The 24648-nt window shown below is 52.9% G+C and carries 19 protein-coding genes and 2 pseudogenes; 9 read left to right on the forward strand and 12 right to left on the reverse strand.

What is annotated here, in order from left to right; all coding sequences use genetic code 11:
- The first annotated feature begins 52 nt into the window (after nucleotides 1-52).
- The 3 genes from AC1DE4_RS26735 to AC1DE4_RS26745 all read left to right on the forward strand — a co-directional run bounded on the left by AC1DE4_RS26735 (nucleotide 53) and on the right by AC1DE4_RS26745 (nucleotide 2123).
- A complete protein-coding gene (locus tag AC1DE4_RS26735) occupies nucleotides 53-1045 on the forward strand; it encodes a LacI family DNA-binding transcriptional regulator (RefSeq protein ID WP_477883859.1) in 993 nt (330 codons plus the stop codon).
- A gap of 126 nt (nucleotides 1046-1171) precedes the next feature.
- Nucleotides 1172-1597: a helix-turn-helix domain-containing protein gene (locus tag AC1DE4_RS26740; RefSeq protein ID WP_477883861.1), complete on the forward strand. Its 426-nt coding sequence runs from the start codon at nucleotides 1172-1174 to the stop codon at nucleotides 1595-1597.
- Entirely contained in the window at nucleotides 1521-2123 is a 603-nt protein-coding gene (locus AC1DE4_RS26745) for an IS630 family transposase (RefSeq protein ID WP_477883863.1), read from the forward strand. The genes AC1DE4_RS26740 and AC1DE4_RS26745 overlap by 77 nt, the downstream gene beginning before the upstream one ends.
- Nucleotides 2124-2388: 265 nt before the next feature.
- On the opposite strand, the gene AC1DE4_RS26750 is transcribed toward AC1DE4_RS26745, so the two are convergent.
- Together AC1DE4_RS26750 and AC1DE4_RS26755 are read right to left on the reverse strand one after the other, a co-directional pair.
- Nucleotides 2389-3222 (reverse strand): glycosyltransferase, encoded by an 834-nt coding sequence (locus AC1DE4_RS26750; RefSeq protein WP_477883865.1) that lies wholly within the window; start codon nucleotides 3220-3222, stop codon nucleotides 2389-2391.
- A gap of 1 nt (nucleotide 3223) precedes the next feature.
- On the reverse strand, nucleotides 3224-4174 hold the full coding sequence (locus AC1DE4_RS26755) for a glycosyltransferase family 2 protein (RefSeq protein WP_477883867.1): 951 nt from the start codon (nucleotides 4172-4174) through the stop codon (nucleotides 3224-3226).
- Nucleotides 4175-4262: 88 nt separating this feature from the next.
- On the opposite strand from AC1DE4_RS26755, the gene rfbA reads away from it, so the two are divergent.
- From rfbA to AC1DE4_RS26770, 3 genes and pseudogenes are all read left to right on the forward strand, one after another.
- The gene (rfbA, locus tag AC1DE4_RS26760) at nucleotides 4263-5141 is read left to right on the forward strand and encodes a glucose-1-phosphate thymidylyltransferase RfbA (RefSeq protein ID WP_477883895.1); all 879 of its coding nucleotides are present in this window, start codon (nucleotides 4263-4265) and stop codon (nucleotides 5139-5141) included.
- Nucleotides 5138-5692: pseudogene (gene rfbC / locus AC1DE4_RS26765) on the forward strand (dTDP-4-dehydrorhamnose 3,5-epimerase). The gene rfbA and the pseudogene rfbC (AC1DE4_RS26765) overlap by 4 nt, the downstream one beginning before the upstream one ends.
- Before the next feature lie 588 nt (nucleotides 5693-6280).
- Complete coding sequence (locus AC1DE4_RS26770) at nucleotides 6281-8068, forward strand: glycosyltransferase family 2 protein (RefSeq protein ID WP_477883869.1); 1788 nt, start codon at nucleotides 6281-6283, stop codon at nucleotides 8066-8068.
- A gap of 103 nt (nucleotides 8069-8171) precedes the next feature.
- Here AC1DE4_RS26770 and AC1DE4_RS26775 read toward each other — a convergent pair whose 3' ends face one another.
- Complete coding sequence (locus AC1DE4_RS26775; protein WP_477883871.1) at nucleotides 8172-9164, reverse strand: GDP-mannose 4,6-dehydratase; 993 nt, start codon at nucleotides 9162-9164, stop codon at nucleotides 8172-8174.
- A 37-nt stretch (nucleotides 9165-9201) separates the two neighbouring features.
- Nucleotides 9202-10173: a GDP-mannose 4,6-dehydratase gene (gene gmd / locus AC1DE4_RS26780; protein WP_477883873.1), complete on the reverse strand. Its 972-nt coding sequence runs from the start codon at nucleotides 10171-10173 to the stop codon at nucleotides 9202-9204.
- A gap of 369 nt (nucleotides 10174-10542) precedes the next feature.
- Between gmd and rfbF the strand changes: the two genes are divergently transcribed.
- The 3 genes from rfbF to AC1DE4_RS26795 are packed head-to-tail and all read left to right on the forward strand — an operon-like array spanning nucleotide 10543 to nucleotide 13674.
- Entirely contained in the window at nucleotides 10543-11310 is a 768-nt protein-coding gene (rfbF, locus tag AC1DE4_RS26785; RefSeq protein WP_477883875.1) for a glucose-1-phosphate cytidylyltransferase, read from the forward strand.
- Complete coding sequence (rfbG, locus tag AC1DE4_RS26790; protein ID WP_477883877.1) at nucleotides 11274-12395, forward strand: CDP-glucose 4,6-dehydratase; 1122 nt, start codon at nucleotides 11274-11276, stop codon at nucleotides 12393-12395. Before rfbF ends, rfbG begins: the two co-directional genes overlap by 37 nt.
- Before the next feature lie 49 nt (nucleotides 12396-12444).
- A complete protein-coding gene (locus AC1DE4_RS26795) occupies nucleotides 12445-13674 on the forward strand; it encodes a class I SAM-dependent methyltransferase (RefSeq protein WP_477883879.1) in 1230 nt (409 codons plus the stop codon).
- Between the two features lie 61 nt (nucleotides 13675-13735).
- Here the strand turns inward: AC1DE4_RS26795 and AC1DE4_RS26800 are convergent, their stop codons facing one another.
- The 8 genes and pseudogenes from AC1DE4_RS26800 to AC1DE4_RS26835 form a co-directional block, all read right to left on the reverse strand.
- Entirely contained in the window at nucleotides 13736-15499 is a 1764-nt protein-coding gene (locus AC1DE4_RS26800) for a glycosyltransferase family 2 protein (protein WP_477883881.1), read from the reverse strand.
- A gap of 82 nt (nucleotides 15500-15581) precedes the next feature.
- Nucleotides 15582-18119, reverse strand: a complete 2538-nt coding sequence (locus tag AC1DE4_RS26805) for a rhamnan synthesis F family protein (RefSeq protein ID WP_477883883.1) — start codon at nucleotides 18117-18119, stop codon at nucleotides 15582-15584.
- Nucleotides 18120-18168: 49 nt separating this feature from the next.
- Entirely contained in the window at nucleotides 18169-19083 is a 915-nt protein-coding gene (locus AC1DE4_RS26810; protein WP_477883885.1) for an NAD-dependent epimerase/dehydratase family protein, read from the reverse strand.
- The gene (rfbC, locus tag AC1DE4_RS26815) at nucleotides 19080-19610 is read right to left on the reverse strand and encodes a dTDP-4-dehydrorhamnose 3,5-epimerase (RefSeq protein ID WP_477883887.1); all 531 of its coding nucleotides are present in this window, start codon (nucleotides 19608-19610) and stop codon (nucleotides 19080-19082) included. The genes AC1DE4_RS26810 and rfbC (AC1DE4_RS26815) overlap by 4 nt, the downstream gene beginning before the upstream one ends.
- Nucleotides 19611-19688: 78 nt before the next feature.
- Nucleotides 19689-20432 carry an ABC transporter ATP-binding protein gene (locus AC1DE4_RS26820; protein WP_477883889.1) on the reverse strand — a complete coding sequence of 248 codons (744 nt, stop codon included), beginning with the start codon at nucleotides 20430-20432 and terminating at the stop codon, nucleotides 19689-19691.
- A 35-nt stretch (nucleotides 20433-20467) separates the two neighbouring features.
- A complete protein-coding gene (locus tag AC1DE4_RS26825) occupies nucleotides 20468-21277 on the reverse strand; it encodes an ABC transporter permease (RefSeq protein WP_477883891.1) in 810 nt (269 codons plus the stop codon).
- A 784-nt stretch (nucleotides 21278-22061) separates the two neighbouring features.
- A pseudogene (gene cysC / locus AC1DE4_RS26830) lies at nucleotides 22062-22580 on the reverse strand (adenylyl-sulfate kinase); the annotation flags it as partial.
- A 92-nt stretch (nucleotides 22581-22672) separates the two neighbouring features.
- Entirely contained in the window at nucleotides 22673-23647 is a 975-nt protein-coding gene (locus tag AC1DE4_RS26835) for a hypothetical protein (protein WP_477883893.1), read from the reverse strand.
- Between the last annotated feature and the right edge of the window lie 1001 nt (nucleotides 23648-24648).

Here is a 24648-nt window from a genome sequence, read left to right on the forward strand (position 1 = left end):
GGCTCCAAGCTTCGTGGTAAGCGGAGCCTGAGGGCAAGGGTTTCCGGTCATCATGATAAAGCGTGCCAAGGGCGTTACCATCAGTCAGGTCGCGGATGCGGCCGGCGTGGCGCGTTCCAGCGTGTCGCGCGCCTTCACGAGACCCGGGATGCTGCTGCCGGAAACCGTCGAACGGATCATGAAGGCCGCCGAGGCACTCGGTTATGTTCCCAATCACACGGCCCGCGCGCTCAGCACGGGGCGGCACGGAAATGTCGGCCTCATCGTCCCCGATATCGCCAACCCCTTCTTCCCGCCCCTCATTCAGGCTGCCCAGCTCGAAGCCGACCGCTCTGATTTCTGCATCTTCCTCGGCAATACCGGCGAAAGCCCGAAGCAGGAAGACAAGCTCGTCGGGCGTTTCGCCGGCCAGGTCGAGGGTCTGGTGCTGGCGTCCTCGCGACTTTCGGAAGACCGTATCCGCGCCCATGCCGAAAAGTTGCCGCTCGTGCTGATCAATCGCGATATCGCGGGCATTCCCCGTGTGCTCATCGACAGCAGCTCAGGCGTGCGCCAGGCTGTCGAGCATCTGGCGAAGCTCGGCCATCGCAGGATCGCCTATGTCAGCGGGCCGGCAAATTCCTGGTCGAACAAGCAGCGACGCGCGGCAATCCGCAGTGCGGCAACACCGGCCGGCATCGAGGTCGACATCGTGGCGGCAGCCCTGCCAAGCTACGAGTCCGGGCGCAATGTGGTCCAGGCGATCCTTTCGACTGGCGCGACCGCCGCTGTCGCCTTTGACGACGTGACGGCGCAGGGCGTTCTGGCCGGACTGTCCGAAAACCATGTCTCCGTGCCAGCCGATTTCAGCCTCATCGGTTGCGATGACGTGCTTGGCGCCGTCACCTTTCCGGCCCTCACCTCGGTTTCGAACCGGTCCGTCGAGGCGGGCCGCGTCGCCGTTTCGCTGCTTCTCGACATGCTGCAGTCGCATGCCATACGTGACGTGCGCTGCGTTCTTGAGACCCATCTCGTCTTGCGCAGTACAACCACTGCTGTCACCTGATCGCTGCCGCAAGACCAGGCCTTGACCCAGATGCCTCAGAATTTGCTAAAGCGCGTCGCCCGTTTTTTGATTCAGGTTCTCGAATCGGCCGATTTGTGATTCCTTCTTAGCTGGAAGGAGCCGATCATGGGCAAATCACATCCGATCGAGTTGCGTTCCCGTGTTATTGCTTTCGTTGAAGAGGGCAACACCCATCGCGAGGCGTCCCGTCATTTCCGGGTGTCGCCTCGATTTGTGAATAACCTTGTTATCCTGAAGCGGGAGACGGGCTCTCTGTCGCCGAGACGACAGGGTCATATTGGTGGCGGCAAGTTAAGTGACCACGATGCGTGGTTTCGGGAACGTATGGCTGAGAAGGGTGATTTGACGCTTGATGAATTGTGCGTCGAGCTTGCCGAGCGCGGCGTAATTGTGCATCGCTCGAGCGTCGGCCGCATGTTGCACCGGCTCGGGTTAAGCCACAAAAAAAAGCCTGATGGCAAGCGAGCAGCTTCGTCCGGAAATCGCTCGGGCGAGAAGTCTATGGATCGAAAGGCGCAAGCCGTTTTTTGATAAGGCTCTGGCACGCCTCACTTTTATCGATGAGACGTCGACGAGCACAAAGCTGACAAAACGCTCCGGTTGGTCGTTACGGGGTCACCGTTACCGCAGTCATGCGCCTTTCGGATCGTGGAAGACGCAGACGTTTATCGCTGGCCTCAGATCGCATTCCATGGTCGCGCCATGGATTGTCAACGCACCAATGAATGCCGAGATATTCGAGACTTGGATCGAAACGCAACTTGTCCCAACTCTATCAAAGGGCGACATCGTCATTGCCGATAATGTCCGTTTCCACAAAAGCCAAAAGGCCGAAAAACTCATCGGACAGACCGGTGCCAGGCTGCTGTTCCTACCGGCCTATTCGCCAGACTTGAACCCAATCGAGATGGCCTTCTCGAAACTCAAGTCGCTCCTTCGAAAGAAAGCCGCAAGGAGCTTCGACGCAATATCGAATGCCCTCAGCGACATCTGCGCATTGTTCTCAGTTGACGAATGTCGAAACTACTTCAAGGCCGCAGGGTATGAGGCGATTTAGATGCGACAAGCTTTAGTGCGCGTGCGTCCCAAGTATTTGGCCGGGGAACGTACCTCACCTTGATGGTCGCCTTTCGCGCATCGTGGTTTCGAACCCCGGCGACGGCCCCCGAAAAGTTGCTCCGCTAAAGCAGAGAATCGGCTGGGGCAAAGGGGCGACAGAGTTCTTTGATTGCGATCTTTGCAGGGCTGCTGTCTGTCCGGTAGATTGGCATTCGAAATCCCCAATAGCATAAAACGATTATATTGAAGCGATTGTCGTAAGCTCAGAAGAACTTTAGTCCATGAGCCGCATAAAATTTTAGCGCCGAACGAACGAACTGCCAGACATGCCAGGCACCCTTCTTACCCGCATTTCCACCACCATGTACAATTTTGACCGAGGGAACATATGCAATCCGGGTGATCGTGGAAGCACGTAGCGAGATGTCAAAGTCTTCGAAGTAAAGCATGTATCTCGGATCGAAGCCTTTCAGCGCATGAAAAACGTCCCCCCGGAAAAGCATGAAGCATCCGCTCGCGATGAGTGGATCCCACACAAGTTGGTCACAAATCTGGTCGCGCATCTCGTAGCGCTCCAGCCGCTTGTCAAAGAACCGTCGGATAAACGCGGGTGCAAACCCCCTAAGAAGTAGATCAAATATCGCAGGGTAACGTTTGCAGAGATACTGACGGCTGCCGTCAGGGGAAAATGCAGCAGGGGTTAGCAGACCACAGGCCGGATTGCACATCATGAAATGGATCGCTTCCCGTAGCGCATCAGAATCCATCTCGACATCGGGATTAAGTACGAGATGCAGCGAGCTGTTCCACCTTAGGGCAAAATTGTTGGCTCTGCCGAAGCCGATGTTTCCATGTCCGGAAATGACGATAACCGGAAAATTTGGCATACTCGCTCGAATCCAAGTCGAAACATTATCAACGGGCGAGTTGTCCACTATCACGACATCCGCGTTGATTGCAGCGAGATCGAGGGCAGCCTCGAGGCTTTTCAGCGTCGCCTCCAATATAGGCCATTCCGGTTTGTAGGTGACGATGCAGACAGAAAGAGACGCGGACTGCTGGTGTCGGTCTACGGGCAATTGATCAGCCGAACTCACCTTACTTTTTTCCCATCCGATTCATAATGCCATGGAGCAGACCTACGCTCATCATTCGCGCATGCTGAAGTCGAGGCACAGTCATTGTGCTAAAGAAAGCGAACTGGCAGGCAACCCGCCACAGAAGAACGATCTTCCAACGTTTTGTGAGCCAGCGCTGGCGGCATAACCAAATTGCGTTGCGCACGTGGTAGTAGTGGCGAAGCGGGCTATGAACGGGAACGTGACGCTTGCCAAACGCGATCGATTCATCTCCTAACGCATGCTCCATTAGGGCGCCGCAAACTCCGTAGGATCGGTATCCTTTGCTCTGGGCCCGCAAGCCCCATTCGATGTCGACGTAGTCAATGAACATTTCTTCAACCATATCGCCGACCTCATCAATGGCGGAAAGAGGAATAAGAGATCCAGACGCGATAAGAAAATCGACATCGATGATTGCTGCCGGGTTCATGCAGGTCTGCCGCTTCAGCCGAAGCCCCTCCAGCCTGACAAATGGCGCAGCATCCAGCTTGCGGCTGTCGGTATAACGTGGCCCTACACAGGCCACCTTGAGGCCCTCCATCTCTTTAACTGAGATTGCAGAGAGAAGGGTCGCAACCATGTCGCCTGCGGGGACGCTATCCTGGTCTAGCAAGAGCACATAGTCTGAGCCATTGGCGCGAGCTCTCTCTATGCCAATATTCTGGGCCCGCGCGATCCCATAGTTGTCGTTAAGCCGTATGACTTCGCCCGGCAAGGTATCGCCAAGTCCGACGTCAACACGAGAACCATTGTCAACCACAAGTAGTTGATCCACCTGCGGCGCAATTGCTTTCGCCAAATGCCTCAATGCGTCCATATCGGGATTGTAACTAACAATCACGCCGGTGATTTTGGGCGGGTAGGAAGAGCTTTGCATACAAGTTCGCGGGGTTATCGTCTCATCCGGCGTCGGTAGCATATTGATCATGTCGGTCAAACCAAATAGGGGCTTGAAATTAGGAAAATTGCAGCGACAAATATCGGCTGCAGTCTATATTGGTGGGGATTGGATCGAAATGAAGGGCATAATCTTAGCTGGCGGCAGTGGCACGAGACTGTATCCTTTGACGATCGCTGTTTCAAAGCAGATCCTCCCAATATATGACAAGCCGATGATCTATTATCCGCTCAGCGTTCTTATGCTGGCGGGCATCCGCGAAATTCTGGTGATTTCGACACCCCACGATCTTCCTCTCTTTCAGAAGCTTCTCGGGGACGGAACGGAGTTTGGTGTAGAGTTCAGCTTTGCTGAACAGGCTCAGCCCAACGGTCTTGCCGAAGCGTTCATCATCGGGCGGGATTTTATAGGCGACGATAGCGTCGCAATGATTCTAGGTGACAACATCTACTTCGGGAGCGGCCTACCGGATATCTGCAGGAAAGCTGCCAAACTCAATAAGGGTGGTGTCGTATTCGCTTACCATGTGGATGATCCTAATCGATATGGCGTCGTCGAGTTCGACAAAGCTGGCAAAGCACTTTCGATCGAGGAAAAGCCAGAAGAGCCTAGGTCCAACTGGGCGGTCACCGGCCTCTATTTCTATGACAATGACGTTGTGAATATTGCCTCCTCTATAAAGCCGTCGGCCCGCGGGGAGTTGGAGATCACCACGGTCAACAATATCTACCTTCAGCGTGGCGAGTTGAGTGTGCAGCAACTGGGGCGTGGCTATGCGTGGCTTGACACCGGGACACACGACAGCCTGCACGAAGCTTCGTCTTTCGTGCGTACGATCGAACACCGCCAAGGGATCAAGATCGCATGTCCGGAGGAAATAGGGCTCGATAATGGCTGGATATCAGTCGAAAAGATGCTAGATCGGGCGTCCCGCATGGGCAAAACGGAATATGCAAGCTATTTGAAGCGCAGAGCGCAAGAACTAGGAAACGCATAATGGAAGTCATCCCACTCGGCCTTGACGGCGTCCTCGGAATCCGCCCGCAGAAATTCGGAGATGCCCGTGGCTTTTTCTCGGAAACATTCAATGCCTAACGCTTCGCAGCAGCGGGAATTTCCCTAACTTTCGTTCAGGACAATCACTCCTTCTCAGCGGCGAAAGGTGTGTTGCGGGGACTGCACTATCAGTTGCCCCCACGTGCCCAGGATAAGCTTGTGCGAGTGGTCCGCGGATCCATTCTCGATGTTGTAGTTGATATCAGAGGAAGTTCGCGGACTTTCCGAAAATGGGTATCATTAGTTGTTTCGGCTGCTGAATGGAACCAGTTTCTGGTCCCGCAGGGCTTCGCCCACGGGTTCGTCACACTGGAAGAAAACACCGAAGTCGTTTACAAAGTGACCGATTATTTCTCGCCGGAGCATGATCGTTCCATACGGTTCGATGATTCCGCCATCGGGATCAAATGGCCGTTTCCCCCTTCCACCCTTCAGCTTTCCGACAAGGACATCAAGGCGCGGTCATTGGCCGAATCGGAGCTCTTTGAATGAGAGAAGAACCTCGATGAAAATCCTCGTTACCAGCTTCAGCGGCCTGCTGGCACTGGTCAATGAGATGACCAGCCTCGAAACGACAATTAGCGGCACGTCCTAAAACCTCTTATTTTCCGCACAGCATGCGTTCTAGATGCCCTTCGGCGAGAATTCTCTGAAGACCACGTGCGCTATAAGCAGCAAGCTGACCCCATCTGGCGTCGTTATCGCCGGCGATGCTTCGGCCTAGAACAAGATTGCGGGGTATGAAAGGTCAATTTCCATCTTTATCGAACGGCCTCATTCGGGTATCGACACGGTATCGCAAATATCGCGATGTAGGCGAAAAGCTCCGTTAAGGATTTTCAGAACGAAAGCACCTATAGCGGATTCTACGGATGCCCGCCTCGGGAATATCGCTAAAAATGAGGGTTGCTTGGCTTCGAGATGATATCTGCGTTTCAGTATCTTGGTCGCAAAACAAAGCGCGCAATACTTCTTTGGGACACCCTTTCGCGGGCTGCAGTGGACCGTGGTGTTTGGGCCGCCCTTTTTGATGCGGTCTCAATGCTTCGGCGTGATGGCATGAGGGGCCTAAGACGCACTTTGAACAAAGCGAACAGAACAGGGTCGGATTTTACCACCACCGAAACTGGGGATGTGGTATCGTCCAACGATTATACCGAATGGGTACGTCGTTACGGTGTCATTTCCAAAAAGGACGAGGCCCAGATGAAAAGGCGCCTGGTTCGCTGGGCCCACCAACCGAAAATCTCGATCGTATTGTCCACCCAACATCCAAACCTAAGTAGACTGAGGGCTACAGTTAACTCTGTTTGCAACCAGATCTACGGCAAATGGCAGCTTTTCATAGCGGACAGTTGCTGTGAGGAACCAAGGGTCCGCGAATTCTTGGCACAATGCAGCACATTGGACGAACGCATAAAGATATTCACCAGTTCGGCGGGTGGCGATTCTTGCGAGGATTCAAACAACATCTTAGAGGCGGCGGAAGGAGAATGGGCGACATTCCTCGATCAAGGCGACCTTTTGGCAAAGGATGCCCTGATTCGAGTTGCCGAAACGATCGTCACAAGGCCGGAAACAGGTCTCATTTATTCTGACGAAGACGAGACTGATGACGCCGACAATTGGTTTAATCCCAAGTTCAAACCAGACTGGAATCCCGATTTATTCCGATCTACGAATGTGATCAGCCGACTGTGCGTCTTTCGATTGGACATCGTCAAGATGTTGGGCGGACTTAGAAAGGGGTTCAACGGATCGGAGGAATACGACTTGGCGCTTCGATGTGCTGAAGTGTTGAATTCATCGCAGATTCTGCACCTTCCGCGTGTTCTCTACCATCGATTAAGCCAATCGGGCCGCGCTGCGCAAATTGACGGCAGCACTGAGCGTGCTAGCCTTGCAGGAAAACGGGCTTTGGACGAGCACCTTGCACGTATGAGGATCAAGGGGCACGTGGACGTGATCGAACCCGGCATGTTTCGTGTTCGGTATGATGAGTGCGTTCCGGCCCCCTTGGTTAGTCTTATAATTCCGACCCGGAACGGACTGGCGCTCCTGAAGCAATGCGTCGAGAGTATCCTGGAGAAAACTTTATACGCAAACTATGAAATATTGATAGTTGATAATAATTCCGACGACGAAGACACAATAAACTACTTGACGAACATCGTGAAAGACCAGCGTATACGCGTAATTCTTGACGAGCGACCTTTCAATTATTCGGCCCTGAACAATAACGCCGTTAAACAGGCGCACGGAGCTTATATCGGCCTGATTAACAATGACATCGAGGTCATCTCGCCCGACTGGCTGAACGAGATTATGCGCCTCGCTTGCCAGAAAGGGGTGGGTGCCGTAGGCGCGAGACTATGGTATCCCGACAACAGTCTTCAGCATGGCGGCATTATCCTCGGACTCGGCGGCGTCGCGGGACATTCGCATAAGCACCTCCCGAAAGGATACAGCGGACATTCCAACCGCGCCAAACTTATCCAGACAGTGAGCGCTGTTACCGCAGCCTGCCTTATAGTCCGGAGATCCATATACGAGGAAGTGGGCGGCCTCGATGAAGAGAACCTCAAGATCGCCTTCAATGACGTCGATTTTTGCTTGAAGGTACGTGAAGCTGGATACCGAAATATTTGGACGCCATACGCGGAACTTTACCACCATGAATCGGCAACACGTGGAGTGGAGGACACACCGGAGAAGAAGAGGCGGTTTCGATCGGAGATACTCTACATGAAGCGGCGCTGGAGGCAGTTGCTGTCGAATGATCCAGCGTATAATCCGAATCTCACCCTGGATTATGAAGACTTTTCTCTTGCTTGGCCCCCGCGCGTGCAGTCTGGCAAAAGCAATTGATCTTCTGGATAGGCTGAACTTTCGCGCCACGAACCGAGACACCTGAATCAAAGAGCGCCTGCTCCTTTTGTTTTCAAGCCGGGTAGAGAGGTGCCGGCCTATATTAGTGCAGACGACCGTCGTGTTGCGTTCCTTGGGGCGAACCCGTTGTCACTTGCGAGCGCCAATAATCGAGCAAGTCTGCAAGCGGATCATAGCGAGGCTTCCACCCGGTCAAATTGCGGAGTTTCGTGTTCGAACCTGTCGCAACAGTGATATCAGAAGCCCGGAGCCTATCGCGTGCGATATGGATTTCGAACGAGGCCTTCGAGCGCCGTCGCATCTCTTCAAGCAGGTCGGAGAGACGGTAGCTTTGACCGGACGAAATATTCACTATGGTCCGCTCCTCGAGGCTACCGCTTGCCTCAAGCAACGCCAAATATGCCGCGACAACATCCCGAACGTGCAGAAAATCCCGTCGAGCCGAGAGGTCACCAACCTCGATCCGAGGCTGCTGGAGGCCCGCCTCAATACGCGCGATCTGTGCGGCAAATGAAGGCAAGACAAACCGCTCGTCCTGTCCTGGCCCGGTGTGGTTAAAAGGCCTAGCGATAACCAATTTGGAACTGGCCGGCAAAATTCGTTCGAACGCCGCCTCCGCTTCACATTTGGACCTGCCGTAAGCGCTTAACGGCGCCAACGGGGAGGCTTCATCGACTGTGCCGTTTTTAAAGCTGGCACCATAGACCTCTGAACTGCTGGCGAACAAAATAGTGACTTCGGGTGCGTGCCGGGACAAACTCAAGGCCAGATTTGCACTGCCTCCAGCATTAACGCGGGTGGTCAAATCTTGGGCGCTGATGCTAGCCGCAACTGAAGATTGAGCAGCGAGATGTACTACGAGATCAGGTCGGACTAATTTGACTATCCGTTCAAGTTCCTGCGCATCCTGCAAATCTGCGTGAACAGGATCCCAACCGAGGCTACTCGGCTCGGTGGCATGTCGCAATAGCAAGGAAAGACTTGCTTTCGGATAGGCTTTTGCCAACGCAGGAGCAAGATAGCTACCAACAAATCCCGTGCCGCCCGTCAGCAGGATGCGCTGAAATTCAATCATGACGGCTCCATGGTAAAATCGAGAAGGTTAAGCGTCTTTAACTTAGCCGGGAAAGATCTGCGTCAACCATTTCCTTTATCATGTCCTCGAGATTTATCTCGGGCTCCCAGCCCAGTTTGCGTTTCGCCTTTTCCGGATTTCCGAGCAGCACCTCGACTTCAGCGGGGCGATAGAACGCGGGGTCAATAACGACGTATTGTTCCATATCCAAGTTAACGTGCTGAAAAGCTATGCGGCACATATCGCGCACGGTGGTTGTCACGCCCGTAGCTACAACATAATCGTCGGCGGCATCTTGCTGTAACATCAACCACATTGCGCGAACATAGTCACGCGCATGGCCCCAGTCCCGCTTTGCATCAATGTTGCCAAGTCGCAGTTCGTTTGCAAGGCCAAGCTTAATTCGAGCGACACCGTCTGTGACTTTGCGTGTTACGAATTCCACGCCGCGCAACGGACTCTCATGATTAAAAAGGATACCAGATGAGGCATGAAAACCAAAGCTTTCACGGTAGTTGATGGTAATCCAGTGTCCGTAAAGTTTGGCGACGGCATACGGCGAGCGGGGATGAAAAGGAGTAGTTTCGCTTTGTTTCTCTTCCTGGATTTTGCCGTACATCTCCGACGAAGATGCCTGGTAAAAGCGAGCATCTGTATCCGTTAGGCGAATGGCTTCGAGTATGTTTGTAACGCCAAGTGCCGTAATGTTACCAGTCAGAACCGGTTGGTGCCAAGATGACGCTACAAAGGATTGAGCTGCGAGATTGTAAACTTCATTGGGTTTTACATCTCGCATGATCCGAATGAGACTGGATAGGTCAGAGAGATTGCCATCGATCATTTGGACCTGATCGGCAATACCGAGCCAGCGCAGACGATGATCCGCGACGCCTAGATGTGATGACCGTCGGACCACGCCGTAAACTTCATATCCCTCATTGAGCAAAAGCTGCGAGAGGTATGCACCATCTTGGCCCGTAATGCCCGTAATCAGTGCGCGTTTTTTCATTTCAACCTCGTTCTCGAAGAACCCGATTAGTCCAGCGTACTGCCGATACATTGAGCGAATTACATCTAAATTCCTTGTGGCAGTGGGCTTTTCCGCATCTTTGATTTTCTCGCTTCTGCCACACGGCCATGACCTTCACAGCAAAAAGGTCAGCCCTGTCAAGCTACCGCTATTACAACTCTTCTCTTATCCCCGACTGATCGGGATCTGTGGGGCCGAAGATGAGGCCAATAGCCTCTATTAAAGCACAACGACGTGGCGATTCCCCCCACAGATCATGCTGTTTTTGTTGTATCTCCGGTCCGACTTGCCTATACGCTTCTAACGTGCCTATTGGCTAACGCTTGCAAAATCGTTTGAGGAGCCCTTATGAAAGCGGTAATTTTGGCCGGCGGTTTGGGAACGCGCATTAGCGAAGAAACGAGTTCCCGCCCGAAGCCCATGATCGAAGTCGGGAATCGTCCAATCCTATGGCACATCATGAAGATCTATTCCCACCATGGCATTAATGATTTTATCGTGTGCTGTGGCTATAAGGGGTATGTAATCAAAGAGTATTTTGCCAATTATTTCCTTCATATGTCGGATGTCACGTTTGACATGCAGAATAACAAGATGGAGATCTTGCAGAATTCCGCCGAGCCGTGGCGCGTTAGCCTCGTCGATACCGGCGAAGCGACCATGACGGGCGGAAGGCTAAAGCGCGTACGTGACTATGTTGGCAATGAGGACTTCTGCCTCACCTACGGAGATGGCGTAGGTGATGTCGACATTACAGCCCTCGTGGCTTTTCACAAAGAGCAAGGACGCCTGGCAACACTCACGGCGATGCAGCCCCCCGGGCGTTTCGGCTCCCTCGCTTTGGACGGTCATAAAATTCAACATTTCCAAGAAAAGCCCCAAGGCGACGGTGGGTGGATCAACGGCGGTTTCTTCGTTCTTTCCCCGAAGGTGATCGACTATATCGACGGGGATATGAGCATATGGGAACGCGAACCTTTAGAGACTTTGGCGGAGCAGAAGCAACTCAACGCATGGTTTCATCATGGATTTTGGCAGCCGATGGACACATTACGGGACAAGAACCATCTTGAAGAACTATGGGCGTCGGGACAGGCCCCGTGGAAGATCTGGTAGATAAAGGCATGTTCAACAATCGCTACCGTGGACGCAGGGTCCTTGTAACTGGACATACTGGCTTCAAAGGCAGTTGGCTCTCGCTTTGGTTGCAGAAGCTTGGCGCAGACGTGACCGGAGTGGCGTTGGCTCCGCAGGCGGAGCCCAATCATTGGGCGTTATTAAAACTTGATCACGAATCGCACTTCATCGACATTCGCGATGAGAACGCCCTTCGCGTGGCAATGGCGCAAGCAAATCCGGAGGTCGTATTTCACCTTGCCGCTCAGCCTCTTGTTCGCAGATCCTATGTTCAACCGGTGGAGACGTTCGCCACGAATGTCATGGGTACAGCCAATCTGCTGAATGCTTGTCGGTCACTCCACAATCTCTCGGCAATAGTGGTCGTTACAACAGACAAATGCTATGAAAACAAGGAATGGGTGTGGGGTTACCGCGAAGTCGATCCTCTTGGTGGCCATGATCCGTATAGTGCATCGAAGGCAGGGACCGAGATTGTCACTTCGAGCTTTAGACGTTCGTTCTTTAACTCGCCTGGAGGCGCGTTGCTGGCAACGGCGCGGGCAGGCAACGTAATTGGAGGAGGTGACTGGTCAGAAGACCGGCTCATACCGGATCTTGTACGTGCCGTTGGTGGACAACAGACCCTTGAGATCAGGTCACCTCGATCAACGCGACCGTGGCAACACGTTTTGGAATGCCTATCAGGTTACCTCACGCTCGGTCAGGCGCTTGTTGATCGAGATGGCTCGGCGGCAGATGCCTGGAATTTCGGGCCCGACCGAGAGGGCAACCGTTCTGTTGAAGCGCTATTGACTGCTCTTTCGCGCAACTTGCCGAACGTGAAATGGCAATTAAGCCCGGGCGTGCATCCACACGAAGCGCAATTGCTGCAGCTCGACAGCAGCAAATCCCGTCAACTGCTAAAATGGCAGCCTGTTTGGTCCTTCGATGAGGGGGCAGATATTACCGCACAATGGTATCGCTCGTGGCTGGAAGATGGCAGAGTTATTAGTGAAGAGCAGCTCGATGCCTATGCAATAACGGCAAAACAGCGAGATCTGGCTTGGGCGCAACTGATCTGAATCCGCTCGGTTTGTAGTTCGAATTCTTTGGGTATTTAGGAAGAGCCGTATGAAATGTCGTCACTGCGCAACTGAACTCCAGCACGTGTTCGTAGACTTGGGTTTTGCGCCACCATCGAACGCATATTTGACCGAAGCACAATTGCGTGCCCCGGAAACTACCTATCCGCTGAAGCTATTCGTGTGCAGTGAATGCTGGTTGGTCCAGACAGAAGATTATGCCGAGGCGGGGGACCTTTTCTCTAGCGACTATGCATATTTCTCATCAACGTCGAAAAGCTGGCTGGATCATGCAGCGCGCTATGCCGAGATGATTACTGAGCGTATTGGTTTGACTAATGAGAGCTTCGTTATCGAGATCGCTTCAAATGACGGCTATCTTCTGAAGAACTTTGTGGAAAGGGGCGTTCCATGTCTTGGCATCGAACCGACGCAGAGCACATCAGATGCCGCAGAAAGGCTAGGAGTTCCCGTTTTGCGTGAATTCTTTGGCGAAGAGACAGCTGCCTCTCTCGTCAGCCAAGGTCAAACCGCGGACCTCATTTGTGGCAACAATGTTTACGCTCATGTTCCCGATATCAACGATTTCACACGGGGGCTGAAAACCGCCCTGAAAAGGAACGGAACGATAACGCTCGAGTTTCCGCATCTAATGCGTCTTATCGAGCAGAACCAGTTCGACACAGTATACCATGAGCATTTCTCCTATCTATCACTGATGGCCGTTCAGCGTATTTTTGAAGCTGCCGGGCTACGTGTATGGGACGTGGAAGAGCTGCCGACGCACGGCGGAAGCCTGCGTGTGTACGGGTGCCACGCAGAAGATGAGCGTGCTACTCGGGCTAGTGTTGAAGAGATCCTTGAACTGGAGATCTCGGCGGGGCTCGGGATGCTTGTCACTTACCAGAACTTTCAGTCCAAGGCAGACAAGGTAAAAGATGATTTTGTCGCCTTCCTTATCGAGCAAAAACGTGCCGGCAAAACCGTAGCAGCGTACGGTGCGGCGGCAAAAGGTAACACGCTGTTGAACTACGGAGGCGTAAAACGTGATCTTGTTGCGTTCGTCTGTGATGCTGCCCCATCTAAGCAAGACAAATTCATGCCGGGTAGCCATTTGCCGATTATGAAACCATCTGCTTTGTCGGAACTAAAGCCTGATTTCGTTGTAATTTTGCCTTGGAATATCGCTGCCGAGGTCAAGCAGCAGCAAAAGCAGATCGCAAATTGGGGCGGTCAGTTCGTAACTGCTGTTCCGCAGCTCGCCGTGATCCGACCTTAAGACAATATGCTACTGGGTGGTTCTAGTGCGCTGGTGATAGCAGGGGTGCCCCCTTGCAATGTCACCAGCGCATGACCGCACAATCTATCCGATCCTTGGGTAGCCGGGGATTGTAGTATGGGTCCGCCTCAATCTCGGCTTGCCATTGTGACAGAAAATGTAGCCTGTCGGATTCATCAACCTCCCTCCTCGCGATAGAGGACCCCTCGAAATGATAGAGGGAGGCATATGGGGTATAGACGATGCGATAGCCTGCCGCCCTAAGTCGCAAACAAAAATCGATGTCGTTATAATCTACCCTCAAATTTCGATCGAACATTCCAACGTCTCTGACGAGACTCATACGCGTGGCGAGTACAGCTCCAGTGACGGCAGAATAGTTCCGAATAAGGTGCGTAAAGCCACAATAGCCGACGTTGGCCACTGGCTGATTGTGAAATATGTGCGTCGTCAGACCGTTAACCCCCATGACAACTCCAGCATGCTGCAACCGATCGTTCGGGTAGAGGAGTTGAGCTCCCACCGCACCTATATCGGACCTCCGCGAGAATGAGAGAAGCGCCTCAATCCAGTCGGGAGAAATCACCTCTATATCGTCATTGAGTAAGATAACGTCTTCGGTACTTACAAGACTAAAGGCATGGTTCATTTTGTCAGGAAAATTGAATCTACCTTGGAAAGCGTATTGGGCGACAGTCACTCCCGACTCGACAAGGCGCTTGTGAGCGTCTGCAGGTAGTCCGCCATTGTCTAGAACAACTATCTGGAAATTCCTAAACGTTGAACGTTCCAGGATGCTCTTCACTGAGTGTTCGACAAGCAGGATGTTTCCACGCCCCTCAACTTCCCGCATTCTACTGTCCGTAAGCATCAAAAGCGTCACTGGCCGTGACGGGTCGACGGGCCATTTTACACGATAGCTACCGGGAAACAGACCATCGACAACCTCGGCAGCTGGTTCTTGGCTTCGTACGAAGTCAGTAACGGCGCGCTTGGCATTGATCAAAGCGGCGGGTTTTGCATCAACAACCGCAGCTGCCGAACCTGGGATCTTTCGCCAATGGTAAAGTACCTGCGGGATATGTACGACACGTCTCGCCCGCGCGGTGGCGCGCAGCGCCAGATCGTAGTCCTGAGCGCCAGTGTACGCGTCTCGCAGACCGCCTAGTTCCAAGAAAAGGGACTTTCGGATTACTGTAAAATGAAGCACATACATAACTGAAAGCAAGTGTTCCGGAGACCAATCTGGTTTCAGATACGGATCGCTATAACGACCATTTGTCTCTATCTTGTCTTCATCGGTGTACAGCACATCGACGTCCGCATTGTCTTCAATTGCCTGAGCGACAAATCGAAGTGCATTTCGATCCAGTGTGTCGTCGTGGTCGAGGAAAGCTACAAAATGGCCCGTTGCGAATTCAGCGGCGAGGTTGGTAGCGCCGGCGATGTGAAGGTTTTTCGGCGACCTAATAATTTTAACACGCGGGTCTATGCCACGATACTTTTCCAGAACCTCGACTGTCTCACATGAATCTGAACAATCATCACACAGACACAGTTCCCAGTTGGTATAAGTTTGATCTAGCACCGAATTGATCGCCTCTTCCAGTATCCCGGGTGGTGTGTTGTACACCGGAACCAAAATGCTGATGCGGACGTCGCTCGACCTCAAAGTTCGCAGATATTTGGTTTGTGAATCAGGGGACCTTCCAGGGCGGAAAACACGCTGAGAAATGATCCATTTGGCCTGATGAATTGCACTTCGGAGACCAGTTGCCCGCGCAACCGCTATAAATCTGCGTGCAAGATGGAAAAGCCGCCTCATGAGTATATCTTTCAAGTTCATAGATATCGTCGACGCGAAGCCGATTTAGACCGTCTTCAGTCCTGAATGCAGCTAAATCCCCTCACTGGTCACCAGATTGCAAGATGCGATCCACTTCCCGGCGAATTGTCTCTGTGGTCGTTTCAACCGAAAAGAGATCATGCGCAAATGTCCGCCCCTTTCGTCCCAACTCAGTTGCCAGTTTCCGGTCAGCGAACATCGCACGCATGGCTTGACGCAGTGAATCTCTTGACGGATCAGCCCAAAGGTATTCGGCTGGATATGGCTCGTTTCCTTCCCCGACTTCTATGAGCCTGTAATCCAACGGCCATGCGGATTCAGACGTCACAAAATCTGCAGCGCCCCCGTAGGGTGTTGCAATGACGGGCTTTCCGGCAGCCATCGCTTCTAATATTGTCAGCCCAAGTCCTTCCGAACGATGCGGTGAAACATAACAATCTATCAACTGGAATAAGTCATGCATCTCTGCGTCTTGCAGCAGACGGTCCATGAATATGACATCTCGGCGTTGCTCGGCGATAGAGAGTATTTCTCGAATTTCTGGGCGTTCGGCATTCGAATAATGAATCTTCACAAGGCAGCAAGCACCATCGTCGGGTCCAAATTCTTCGATATATGCGTCAATTAGTGCCTTGGGATTCTTTCGCCCCAGTATGCTCCCGGCGTCCGCAGCGTAGAAAAACACAAATCGATCCTCCGCAAGCCCGAAGTCCCGGCGCGTTCCCGTTCGAGTGACGCTCTGCCTATCGAGAGCAGGACGGACTACTCGAACGGGTCGCTTCGCCACTGCTGCAACGGACTTGGCCATAAACGTGCTTGCGCACCAGATTTCATCGAAACGATGGAGAACAGAATGCCATTCCGGCAAAAGCGAGGATAACTCCCAATAGATGATAGCAATGTTGTACCGACTTGGCACTACGAGTTCATCGAGCGGGCTTTTGTCGAGAAAACGCCCGCTAGCAAGCAGATCAAGATTGAGGTGCACCAGGTTGATCAGTTGCTCATCAATCGAAGGATATTGAGTAGGTGTTGAACGAAGCCGTTCGAACCCTTGGCTCCAGGGAATAACATTCAACGCTATCCCGGCTTTCATTATAGTGGAAGCATAGCCTCGAGCGCTGATGCTTACCCCGTTGATGAAGCCAACTGGGCCAACTAGGTTTATACCGCTTTTGTTCCCCACCGGCCTAGTCCACCGCCGAAGCGGTGGTGGCGGAACAACAGGCACGGCGGAATGTTGTTGCACTGCTCGCGTCCGCAACAAAGCTGTCAGGCTCTCCTGTGCTGGCTTGCCGGGAGCAACGTCGATATTGACTTTCGCGCCCCAGGGTCCGCCCCCCCGGAATTCAGTCAAACCGACATGTCCGTTCTCCATTGTAACGATAAGTCCGAAAAGGCGTTCAATCGCATGCGCAATCTGCCCATCGTTCGCCCCATCCTCCACCTCAAATGCCAGATCATCGAAAAACACCTGCAAGTGTCGTTTCAAAGCGCGAGGACTTATCCAGAACATCGTCCCCGCAAAGAAACCCCATTCCGGTGGGAGAGTTCGACCAGGATAAAGTTGGTGCACAAACTCTTCGATCTTTGTCTGATTGTCCATCATGTGCGTTGGTCCGGAAACATACAGATCCTTAGCACCTACGAGAAGCAACTCGGGGTCGGCCTGAAAGCTACAGAGGATCCGAGTGACCAAGAACTCGTTCCCTAACAGGCCCTCAAGCATGAGTCTCCGCCATGTGGTCGGTTCTGTCTGCCCCCTTTTTGTATGAACCTTACAGATCGCCGTATAGTTTTTATTGAGCAGCAAAGGAAGGACCGAAAGAAAAGGGCCGATGTCACGGCCGGCGTTGTCTACCTCCAAAATTGTTGCATCAGGGAATTTGTGAAGAACCTGGCTTCTCAAGGCAGCGTTTCGTTTGGGTATCGTTACATACAGGTCGAACGCGGTCGGTATATTGCCAATATAGGATACGATCTCATCCCAGAGATCTTCATAGAAGAGATGGGCAACGACCGCGACTTTTATGCCTGACATTAGCACATCCAAGTCGAAGGTTGCCGGTCTAAGTGCCTCTTCGACTTGGAGATAGTGAGACAGAGAATTCTTACCATCCGCTTCCGGAAACTGCTGATCATACCAACTGCTGTCAAATAGAAGGTTGGGGTTCCGCCCCCTATTCGCGCCGTGTATTTTGTAATCCACAAGCGGGTTGATGCCGTTCGAAACCTCGGGATACTTCATGGCATACCACTTGGTGTCGAAGACGGGATTAGGATCTCGACCCTCTGCTGCTCCGCATCTAATATAATGCACAAGTGGGTTCGCCCCAGAGTTTTGGACATCTGGGTAGTTTGCTAGATACCATTGGGTGTTGAACAAGGAGCTGGGATTGCGCCCCTCATCCGCTCCATACATCACATAGTGAAGTGCAGGTCCTACCCCCGCTGCACCCACATCTGGATAGTGTTTCACATACCAAGCTTCATCGAAAAGGTCACTCGCTATCAAAATCTTGCAGTCACGTCGATTCTTCCACTTCTTCAGCAGCGAACGCGCCATCTTGCGAGTAATTTCTGATAGTTGCAGCAGCATTTATGTCTAAACCTCTAAAACCCCGTATGCTTGGAGCGGATTCTAATCATCAATCGCTAGATTGCGCTTCATGTTGTTGCCGCCACCAGTTGATTGCATCCTGCAGTCCTTGGTCCAAGGAAATTCGCGGCACGAAACCGACCTCTCGGCGCAGCCGCGTCACATTAGCGACCAAACGCTGCGGCTCATTGGGACGCATACTCAGAGCACCCAGTCTGAGCAGGTCCGAACGTTGGGTCAGTCCTCCGAGGCGTTCGACTACATCCCGCAAGGCTCTCGCTTCGCCGGAAGCGATATTCACACTGCCTTCAACCGCGCAATCCAAAAGAGCCGCGAAGGCCGCGGCGACGTCGCGACTATCCATGAAGTCCCGTAATTGTGCTCCAGCAGTAGTTTCGGCGACACGCCCCGCAAGCAAATTGCGAATAATCGAAGACACCAATCGGTCCGGTCTTTCGTGCGACCCGAAAGAGAAGAATAAGACACCCCAAGCGAAAGACATGCCAGTCTCGCGGGAATAACTCTCGATAAGACGGCGGACACTATCTTTTGCCGTCCCATAAAGGGTCGCCGGTTCGCGTGGCGCGTCCTCGGCGACATAATCAGGCAAAGTCGTCCAGTCATATTCAGCGCATGTGCCGGCAGCAACGAAACGTTCACCGCCCCAGAGATGGAACGCGCGCAAGAGCGAGAGTGTGGCAGACACCCAGGAGATATTCTCGGGCGCAGACCAAAAACCAGCGCCAACGTCCCACGCGAGATGCAGCAAATGTGTTGGCCGTATCCTCTGCACCAGTTCAGCGCCCGCCCCGGGTTGCATGAGATCGACACTATGCCATTTTACGTCCGGTTGATCGAGAACATGGCGAGCGCAAGCATGAACCTCATATCCGCGGCGGAGCAGCTCTTTCAGACAATGCCGTCCGAAAAAGCCCGTGGCTCCCGTGATGAGGACACGCTTCACGGCCGGTAGTCCGGATAATTGGCGTCCCGATCGGACATGCGCTCCGGCGGTAAAGGCCAATCGATCTTAAATGCGGGATCGTCCCAGCGAACGCCGCGGGCGAGCTCTGGCTTGTAGGCCTCACCCATGTGATAGAACACCTCACAATCTTCAACGAGAGTCTGGAAACCGTGGGCACAGCCTGCAGGGATATAAAGGGCATTGCGTCGACTAGCATCAAGCACAGCGCTAGTCCATTTCAAATAGGTCGGTGACCCGGGGCGAAGATCCACAGCTACATCCAATACACGGCCTCTTGTGCAGCGGACGAGTTTGACCTCCGGGTATGGCTCAGCTTGGTAGTGCATTCCCCGCAATGTACCTCGGTAAGGATTCCAAGAAACGTTGCACTGAGGAAAATAGCCAATCAACCCGTTCCCCTTAAAGGTGTCAGCGCAAAACGTCCTGGCAAACAGGCCCCTCTCGTCGGCTATTGCGTCAACCTCAATGATCATTACGCCGGGGAGACTTGTTGGATTGATTTTCAATCGCAGAGACCTTCCAAGTTAAGTTCCGCGGGACTGCGGGATTTTCACTGGCAAGACAAAAGCTTATCTTACTTATCGTCAATGACCGAAGTATGCACTAGCTACTGCCTCGGCAGCACCATCCATACGAACCTTTCCATGCTCGAGCCAAACGATCCGCGTACAATTTTTCAGAAGTAAGTCCTTCGAGTGACTCGCGATGATCAGTATCTTCGTCTTGTTGACTAGATCGTGCAGACGTTCGTTAGCCTTTTCCTGGAAACCCTGATCCCCTGTCGCCAGCCACTCATCCATAATAAGGATTTCGGGCTGAATAACAGTTGATATTGAGAAGGCAAGACGAAGCTGCATGCCGGTAGAATATGTGCGCACCGGCATATCAAGGAAATCTCCAAGTTCGGAAAAATCCTCAATTTCTTTCTTATGCTTCGCGAGATCGCGCTTCTTGAACCCCAGAAGGGCGCCCCGAATCGCAATATTCTCCCGCCCTGTAGCTTCAGGATCAATTCCCAACGAAATGTTAATCAAAGATGTACATTTGCCGTTGACCAGGAAATGTCCCCCTGTGGGGTAATAGACACCACTCATGACACGCAGAAGCGTGGTCTTGCCGGAGCCGTTGTGGCCAACGAGCCCGAGTCGATCCCCTTCTTTCAGACTTAAGGTGACATTCTCAAGCCCACGAATGATGACGTGGCCCTCCAGATTGGAGCCTATTGTACCACCTGTCGCCAAGCTGAAGACCTGGTTCTTCAACGATCTGCTTTTTGCATTGTAGATGGGGAAATCTACTGTGACGTCTTCAAGATGCATGGAGGTCATGTTTACCTGCGCGGGATCGTGTCGGGAGTGGACATTCATAGCCAATACGTGATTCGGCAGCGATATCGGTTTAGGAATAGAAGCGCGATCGCCCATCCAACGATCGCCATAACGACAACCACACACCAAGTGATTAATGTTCCCGTGCTACCGAGCAAAGGATCCCTGACGACGCTGATCAGATGATAGAAGGGATTGAAATTAAGCATCAGCATAGACCTAGTCCCGCCGGGTAAGCGACTCGGCTCCCACATGATTGGCGTTAGATACATGCCGACCTGCATGATGTTTTGTACGATTTGAGTCAGGTCCCGATACCGCGTGCAAAGGACCGCCAAGATTACCATCATCCAGAGGAAATTCAGTGACACAAGAAAGAATCCGGGCACGGCAAGAATTGCATTGATGTTAACGACTTTTCCGAAAATCAACAGTACTAGTGGAAATATAACCAAATTGTGCGCTAATATTATTGAGTTCCGCCACCACGTTCTGAGTACATATGTGAAGAATGGTATCGGCAACTGCAGCATCGTGTCGCTGTTTGACATGAAACTGGCGCATCCTTCGTTGATCAGCTGAGAATAGTAGCCCCACAAGATCAAGCCAACACAGATAAACGGTAAAAACTCCGACATTGGTGAGTTGAAGATCGTTCCAAAGACCAATCCCAAAGCGCCGATAAGCACACCCATGTTGATCGTGAGCCAAAAGGCCCCGACTCTTGAACGGCGATACCTTTGCGCGACGTCCTGCCATCCAAGAAGCGCCGCCAACTGAAAGTTAGYGGTAGACTTCGAAATATCCTCCCACGCAGTGATCTTTTGCGAGGTCCCTGTGGTCATTGATTTGCAGTCTCCCGGTCCGTCTCTCGTTTGCAAGCCTCGCGGTTAGCACATTAGAATTGGACTTAATAGTGACGTGCACCGCTATCCGAGCGGCCCGTCACCTAAAACTCCGATTTGAGACGGGCCAATCAGTCCGGGTTGGCTTTGGCCAGCATCATTGAAGGCGGTCAACTCGCCGACCGATCCTAGCTTGACAGTTGGATGTGGTTACCCTCCGACTTGTCGTCGCAATTGTGACCCACCGCCATGCAATCTTATTGCTCGTCTAAAAATGTAGCGTTAACGTTGAGAGAGGTAGCTCGGGGGGAGGCCAATGGGGGCGGAGGCTATTAATCCCATGCTCCCAGCACAGGTCAGGCGCCGGCATTCCGCCTGGCGCAACAGGGCCATGATCTGGGCTTCGCTAAATCGGCTCTTCTTCATCAAAATCTCCTCGAGCATCTTGCCGAGAAAATTCTACTTTTGAAGCCCCTTATTCCGGCGGAGGATTACCGGATGAGTTTCGTTGTGGCGATACGGATTGCGGACGGAAACTACAAAAGGTTGCGCAATGGAGCGCGGTTGCCACATAAGGGGTCACCGTGAAAATTACCGGATAGAGACTTTGGACGTTACGGGAGACGAAGTGTTTGAACGCCTTGTTCGGGATCTGCGTGCGCAAGACCCTGACAGACGGCTGACATTGCACGACGTTTCGGCGGCGGCTGCCGCCAAGGGTATCAAACTGGAGGTATCGGTTTACGTGAGAGGTCGCGTGGTTGAGCCATCTGCAGAACCAACCTCAGAGGCGATCCCGGATAAACCTTTCGACCTCAATGACTGATTCTTCCACCGTGACTCCAACCGTCTTGATCGTTACCTCAGGACTGTTCGGCCTCTCGTAAGGCGAATCGAGGCCGGTGAAATTCTTTAGTTCGCCGCGCTTGGCCTTCGCATATAGGCCTTTCGTGTCCCGCTGCGCGCATTCGTCAAATGGAGTGTCTACGAACACCTCGATAAACCGACCCTTTTCGAACATCTCCCTGACCATGTGACGCTCGGCCCTGAACGGCGAGATCATGGAGACGATCACTATGAGGCCGGCGTCAACCAGCACCTTCGCCACCTCTCCTACCCGTCTGATATTTTCCGCCCGATCGGCGTCAGAATATCCGAGATCGCGACTCAATCCGCGCCGGATGATATCGCCGTCCAGAATATAGGATGCTATTCCGGCGCCGTTCAGGTTCTCGTGAAGCGCGCTCGCTATGGTCGATTTCCCCGCCCCTGACAAACCCGTCAGCCAAAGAACAAAAGGCTTGTGCCCATTTCGCGTTAGAATAGTCACCGGCAATTTTCGCCCTGCTGCTGGACATTGCTATTTCAGCGGTCTTGGCCACTCGCCAGACGCCACTATCTTTTGCGAACAAGCTCCGCGAGTGCACGCAACGGCGCGGTAGTACGCCATGAGGTGCTCCTTTGGAGTGCCAAGGCTTCAGCACGCCGCACTTCGACTTCCTGGATCTTTGCCTGAAGCTCCTGCTCCAGTGCTTGAACCTGATTTCGAAGGGCGGCCGCATCGTCTACCGCTGTCGTGTAGGCAGCCACTGTCGAGCGGTGTTCGCTTCCCACCTTCACCAGTTCGCTTCTCACCTTCACCAGTTCGCGGCGCAATGCTATATTATCAAGGTCTTCCAAGGGCGGGTAGTTTTCCGGAGCTTTGAGGGTGCCCCGACCAACTGGCTGAGCAATCTCCGCGGTCACCCGAACTTTATCTGGGTCAACAAGCTTGGCATGCGCAGCCTTCACAGTTTCAAAAGTGACACCAGGCGGAAGACACCCCTTAAGGGTCGTGTAAAAATACTCCGCATCCTGAGTGAAGCGCGGGAACGCTAAGAGATACATCGGTATGCCGGCATTGGCGAGCCGTTCCACTAGATGATGGAAGCCAACGGCCAACAAACGCGCTTCATCCAGTGGATTGAGGGAATATAGGACGCCGCCTGGCGTCAACGCCCAATTCTCCCATGTCTTCTTTTCGGCTGTCATCCATTGATGGCTGCGATGAATGTTTTGAAGCTCCAGAATTGTTCTGCTGCTGGCAGCTTCTGCAAGGTTTCGGACGGGGATGATCACACCGTCTATCGCTATATCCTCGCGATCCAGTACTTCATCTACAAATTCGTAGAGCCAAGGTGACTTGGCTACATAGGGCAAATCAACACCCGCGTGATGAACAAAATCCTCTAATCCGGCGTTGGCGTCGTCGACCCAGCCAGTCTCCCCCGACTTGGATATTTGGGTACCAAGTCCCAGTTCAGCGAGCAGTCTCACCAGCAAACTTGTGCCAGCGCGGCCGGTCCCGGCAATCAACAAGTGATTCGACATTTTCAACCCTGTCCGATTCTGAAGGCTAGTTGGCATTCAGGCGACATAACGCAGAGGTTTCAAATGGCCAGAACTACTTCACAGCAAAAGCGATTGTCCAAAGAAAATCCGCCATTCGGTAACGGATGCAACCTTTCGTTGGCACTAAGATTACAGGCACCAGCGCGGTACCTGCGCTGGTTGATTTCAAACTCACACGCTGCAACTTTGCGCGAGCGCTGAGAACAGGAGAGTTTCTTTGGTAGATGTGGTGCATGAGTTTACGAGGAACGAGCCCCGTCGGCGGAGACGATGGCTGCATCCTTTGATGAATGGGTTAGCCGTCTTCCTGGGCTTGAAGTTGGGACCGTCAATCTCTTTGCAGACCCCCGCGTGGAATGGGCTATTGAGAAGCCGGCCAAATGTAGGATAAGAAGGTGCTGGAACTTGGCCCAATCGAGCTCACACCTACATGCTGTTGAAAGCCTGGGCCTCCTCGGTCCTAGCAATCGAAGCAAACCGCCGCTGCTTCCTGAAGTGCCTCGTTGTTAAAGAAATGGTGAGTGAGCGATGGGGTCGTCTAATCGCACGGCATTTTGCAAGCGTTTTTTTCAAAGATCAGTCCGGCCGGCACTGTAGTCAGTGCCGGAGAGCGAATGATGCGGGGTCCGAGCGTCTGATTTGCGCGCGCGCCAAGTGAGCGTTTTCCGGAAGCAGGGTCGTCTTCGCGGTCGACACACGGTCGCCGCATGATGGGGCTTCGCAGGTCGAGTGTTCCAATGTGGACGACGCAATCCGCCGGTTACCTGCGATTGCACCCCAACTCGCGGAATCACCGTGCCTACGAGAGGGGAATGTCGGTGATCAAACTCGGGGAGGTGACATGAAAGAGGTCGCCTCTGGAGAGAACGGATCACTGAGATGCAGGTGATGATCGAGGGACAGTCACGCTTCCAGCCTTTCGGCTTATCCTGTTGGGGTTCGGAAAATCTCAACAGGGGAGTTGGAAGCATGACTGCCTC

It is taken from the genome of Rhizobium sp. 10N414, assembly GCF_056394785.1.

Coding starts and splice junctions, on each gene's coding strand:
- AC1DE4_RS26735 (WP_477883859.1), top strand. CDS start 53: ATGATAAAGCGTGCCAAGGGCGTTACCATCAGTCAGGTCGCGGATGCG.
- AC1DE4_RS26740 (WP_477883861.1), top strand. CDS start 1,172: ATGGGCAAATCACATCCGATCGAGTTGCGTTCCCGTGTTATTGCTTTC.
- AC1DE4_RS26745 (WP_477883863.1), top strand. CDS start 1,521: ATGGCAAGCGAGCAGCTTCGTCCGGAAATCGCTCGGGCGAGAAGTCTA.
- AC1DE4_RS26755 (WP_477883867.1), bottom strand. CDS start 4,174: ATGATCAATATGCTACCGACGCCGGATGAGACGATAACCCCGCGAACT.
- rfbA (WP_477883895.1), top strand. CDS start 4,263: ATGAAGGGCATAATCTTAGCTGGCGGCAGTGGCACGAGACTGTATCCT.
- AC1DE4_RS26775 (WP_477883871.1), bottom strand. CDS start 9,164: ATGATTGAATTTCAGCGCATCCTGCTGACGGGCGGCACGGGATTTGTT.
- gmd (WP_477883873.1), bottom strand. CDS start 10,173: ATGAAAAAACGCGCACTGATTACGGGCATTACGGGCCAAGATGGTGCA.
- rfbF (WP_477883875.1), top strand. CDS start 10,543: ATGAAAGCGGTAATTTTGGCCGGCGGTTTGGGAACGCGCATTAGCGAA.
- rfbG (WP_477883877.1), top strand. CDS start 11,274: ATGGGCGTCGGGACAGGCCCCGTGGAAGATCTGGTAGATAAAGGCATG.
- AC1DE4_RS26795 (WP_477883879.1), top strand. CDS start 12,445: ATGAAATGTCGTCACTGCGCAACTGAACTCCAGCACGTGTTCGTAGAC.
- AC1DE4_RS26800 (WP_477883881.1), bottom strand. CDS start 15,499: ATGAGGCGGCTTTTCCATCTTGCACGCAGATTTATAGCGGTTGCGCGG.
- AC1DE4_RS26805 (WP_477883883.1), bottom strand. CDS start 18,119: ATGCTGCTGCAACTATCAGAAATTACTCGCAAGATGGCGCGTTCGCTG.
- AC1DE4_RS26820 (WP_477883889.1), bottom strand. CDS start 20,432: ATGACCTCCATGCATCTTGAAGACGTCACAGTAGATTTCCCCATCTAC.
- AC1DE4_RS26835 (WP_477883893.1), bottom strand. CDS start 23,647: ATGTCGAATCACTTGTTGATTGCCGGGACCGGCCGCGCTGGCACAAGT.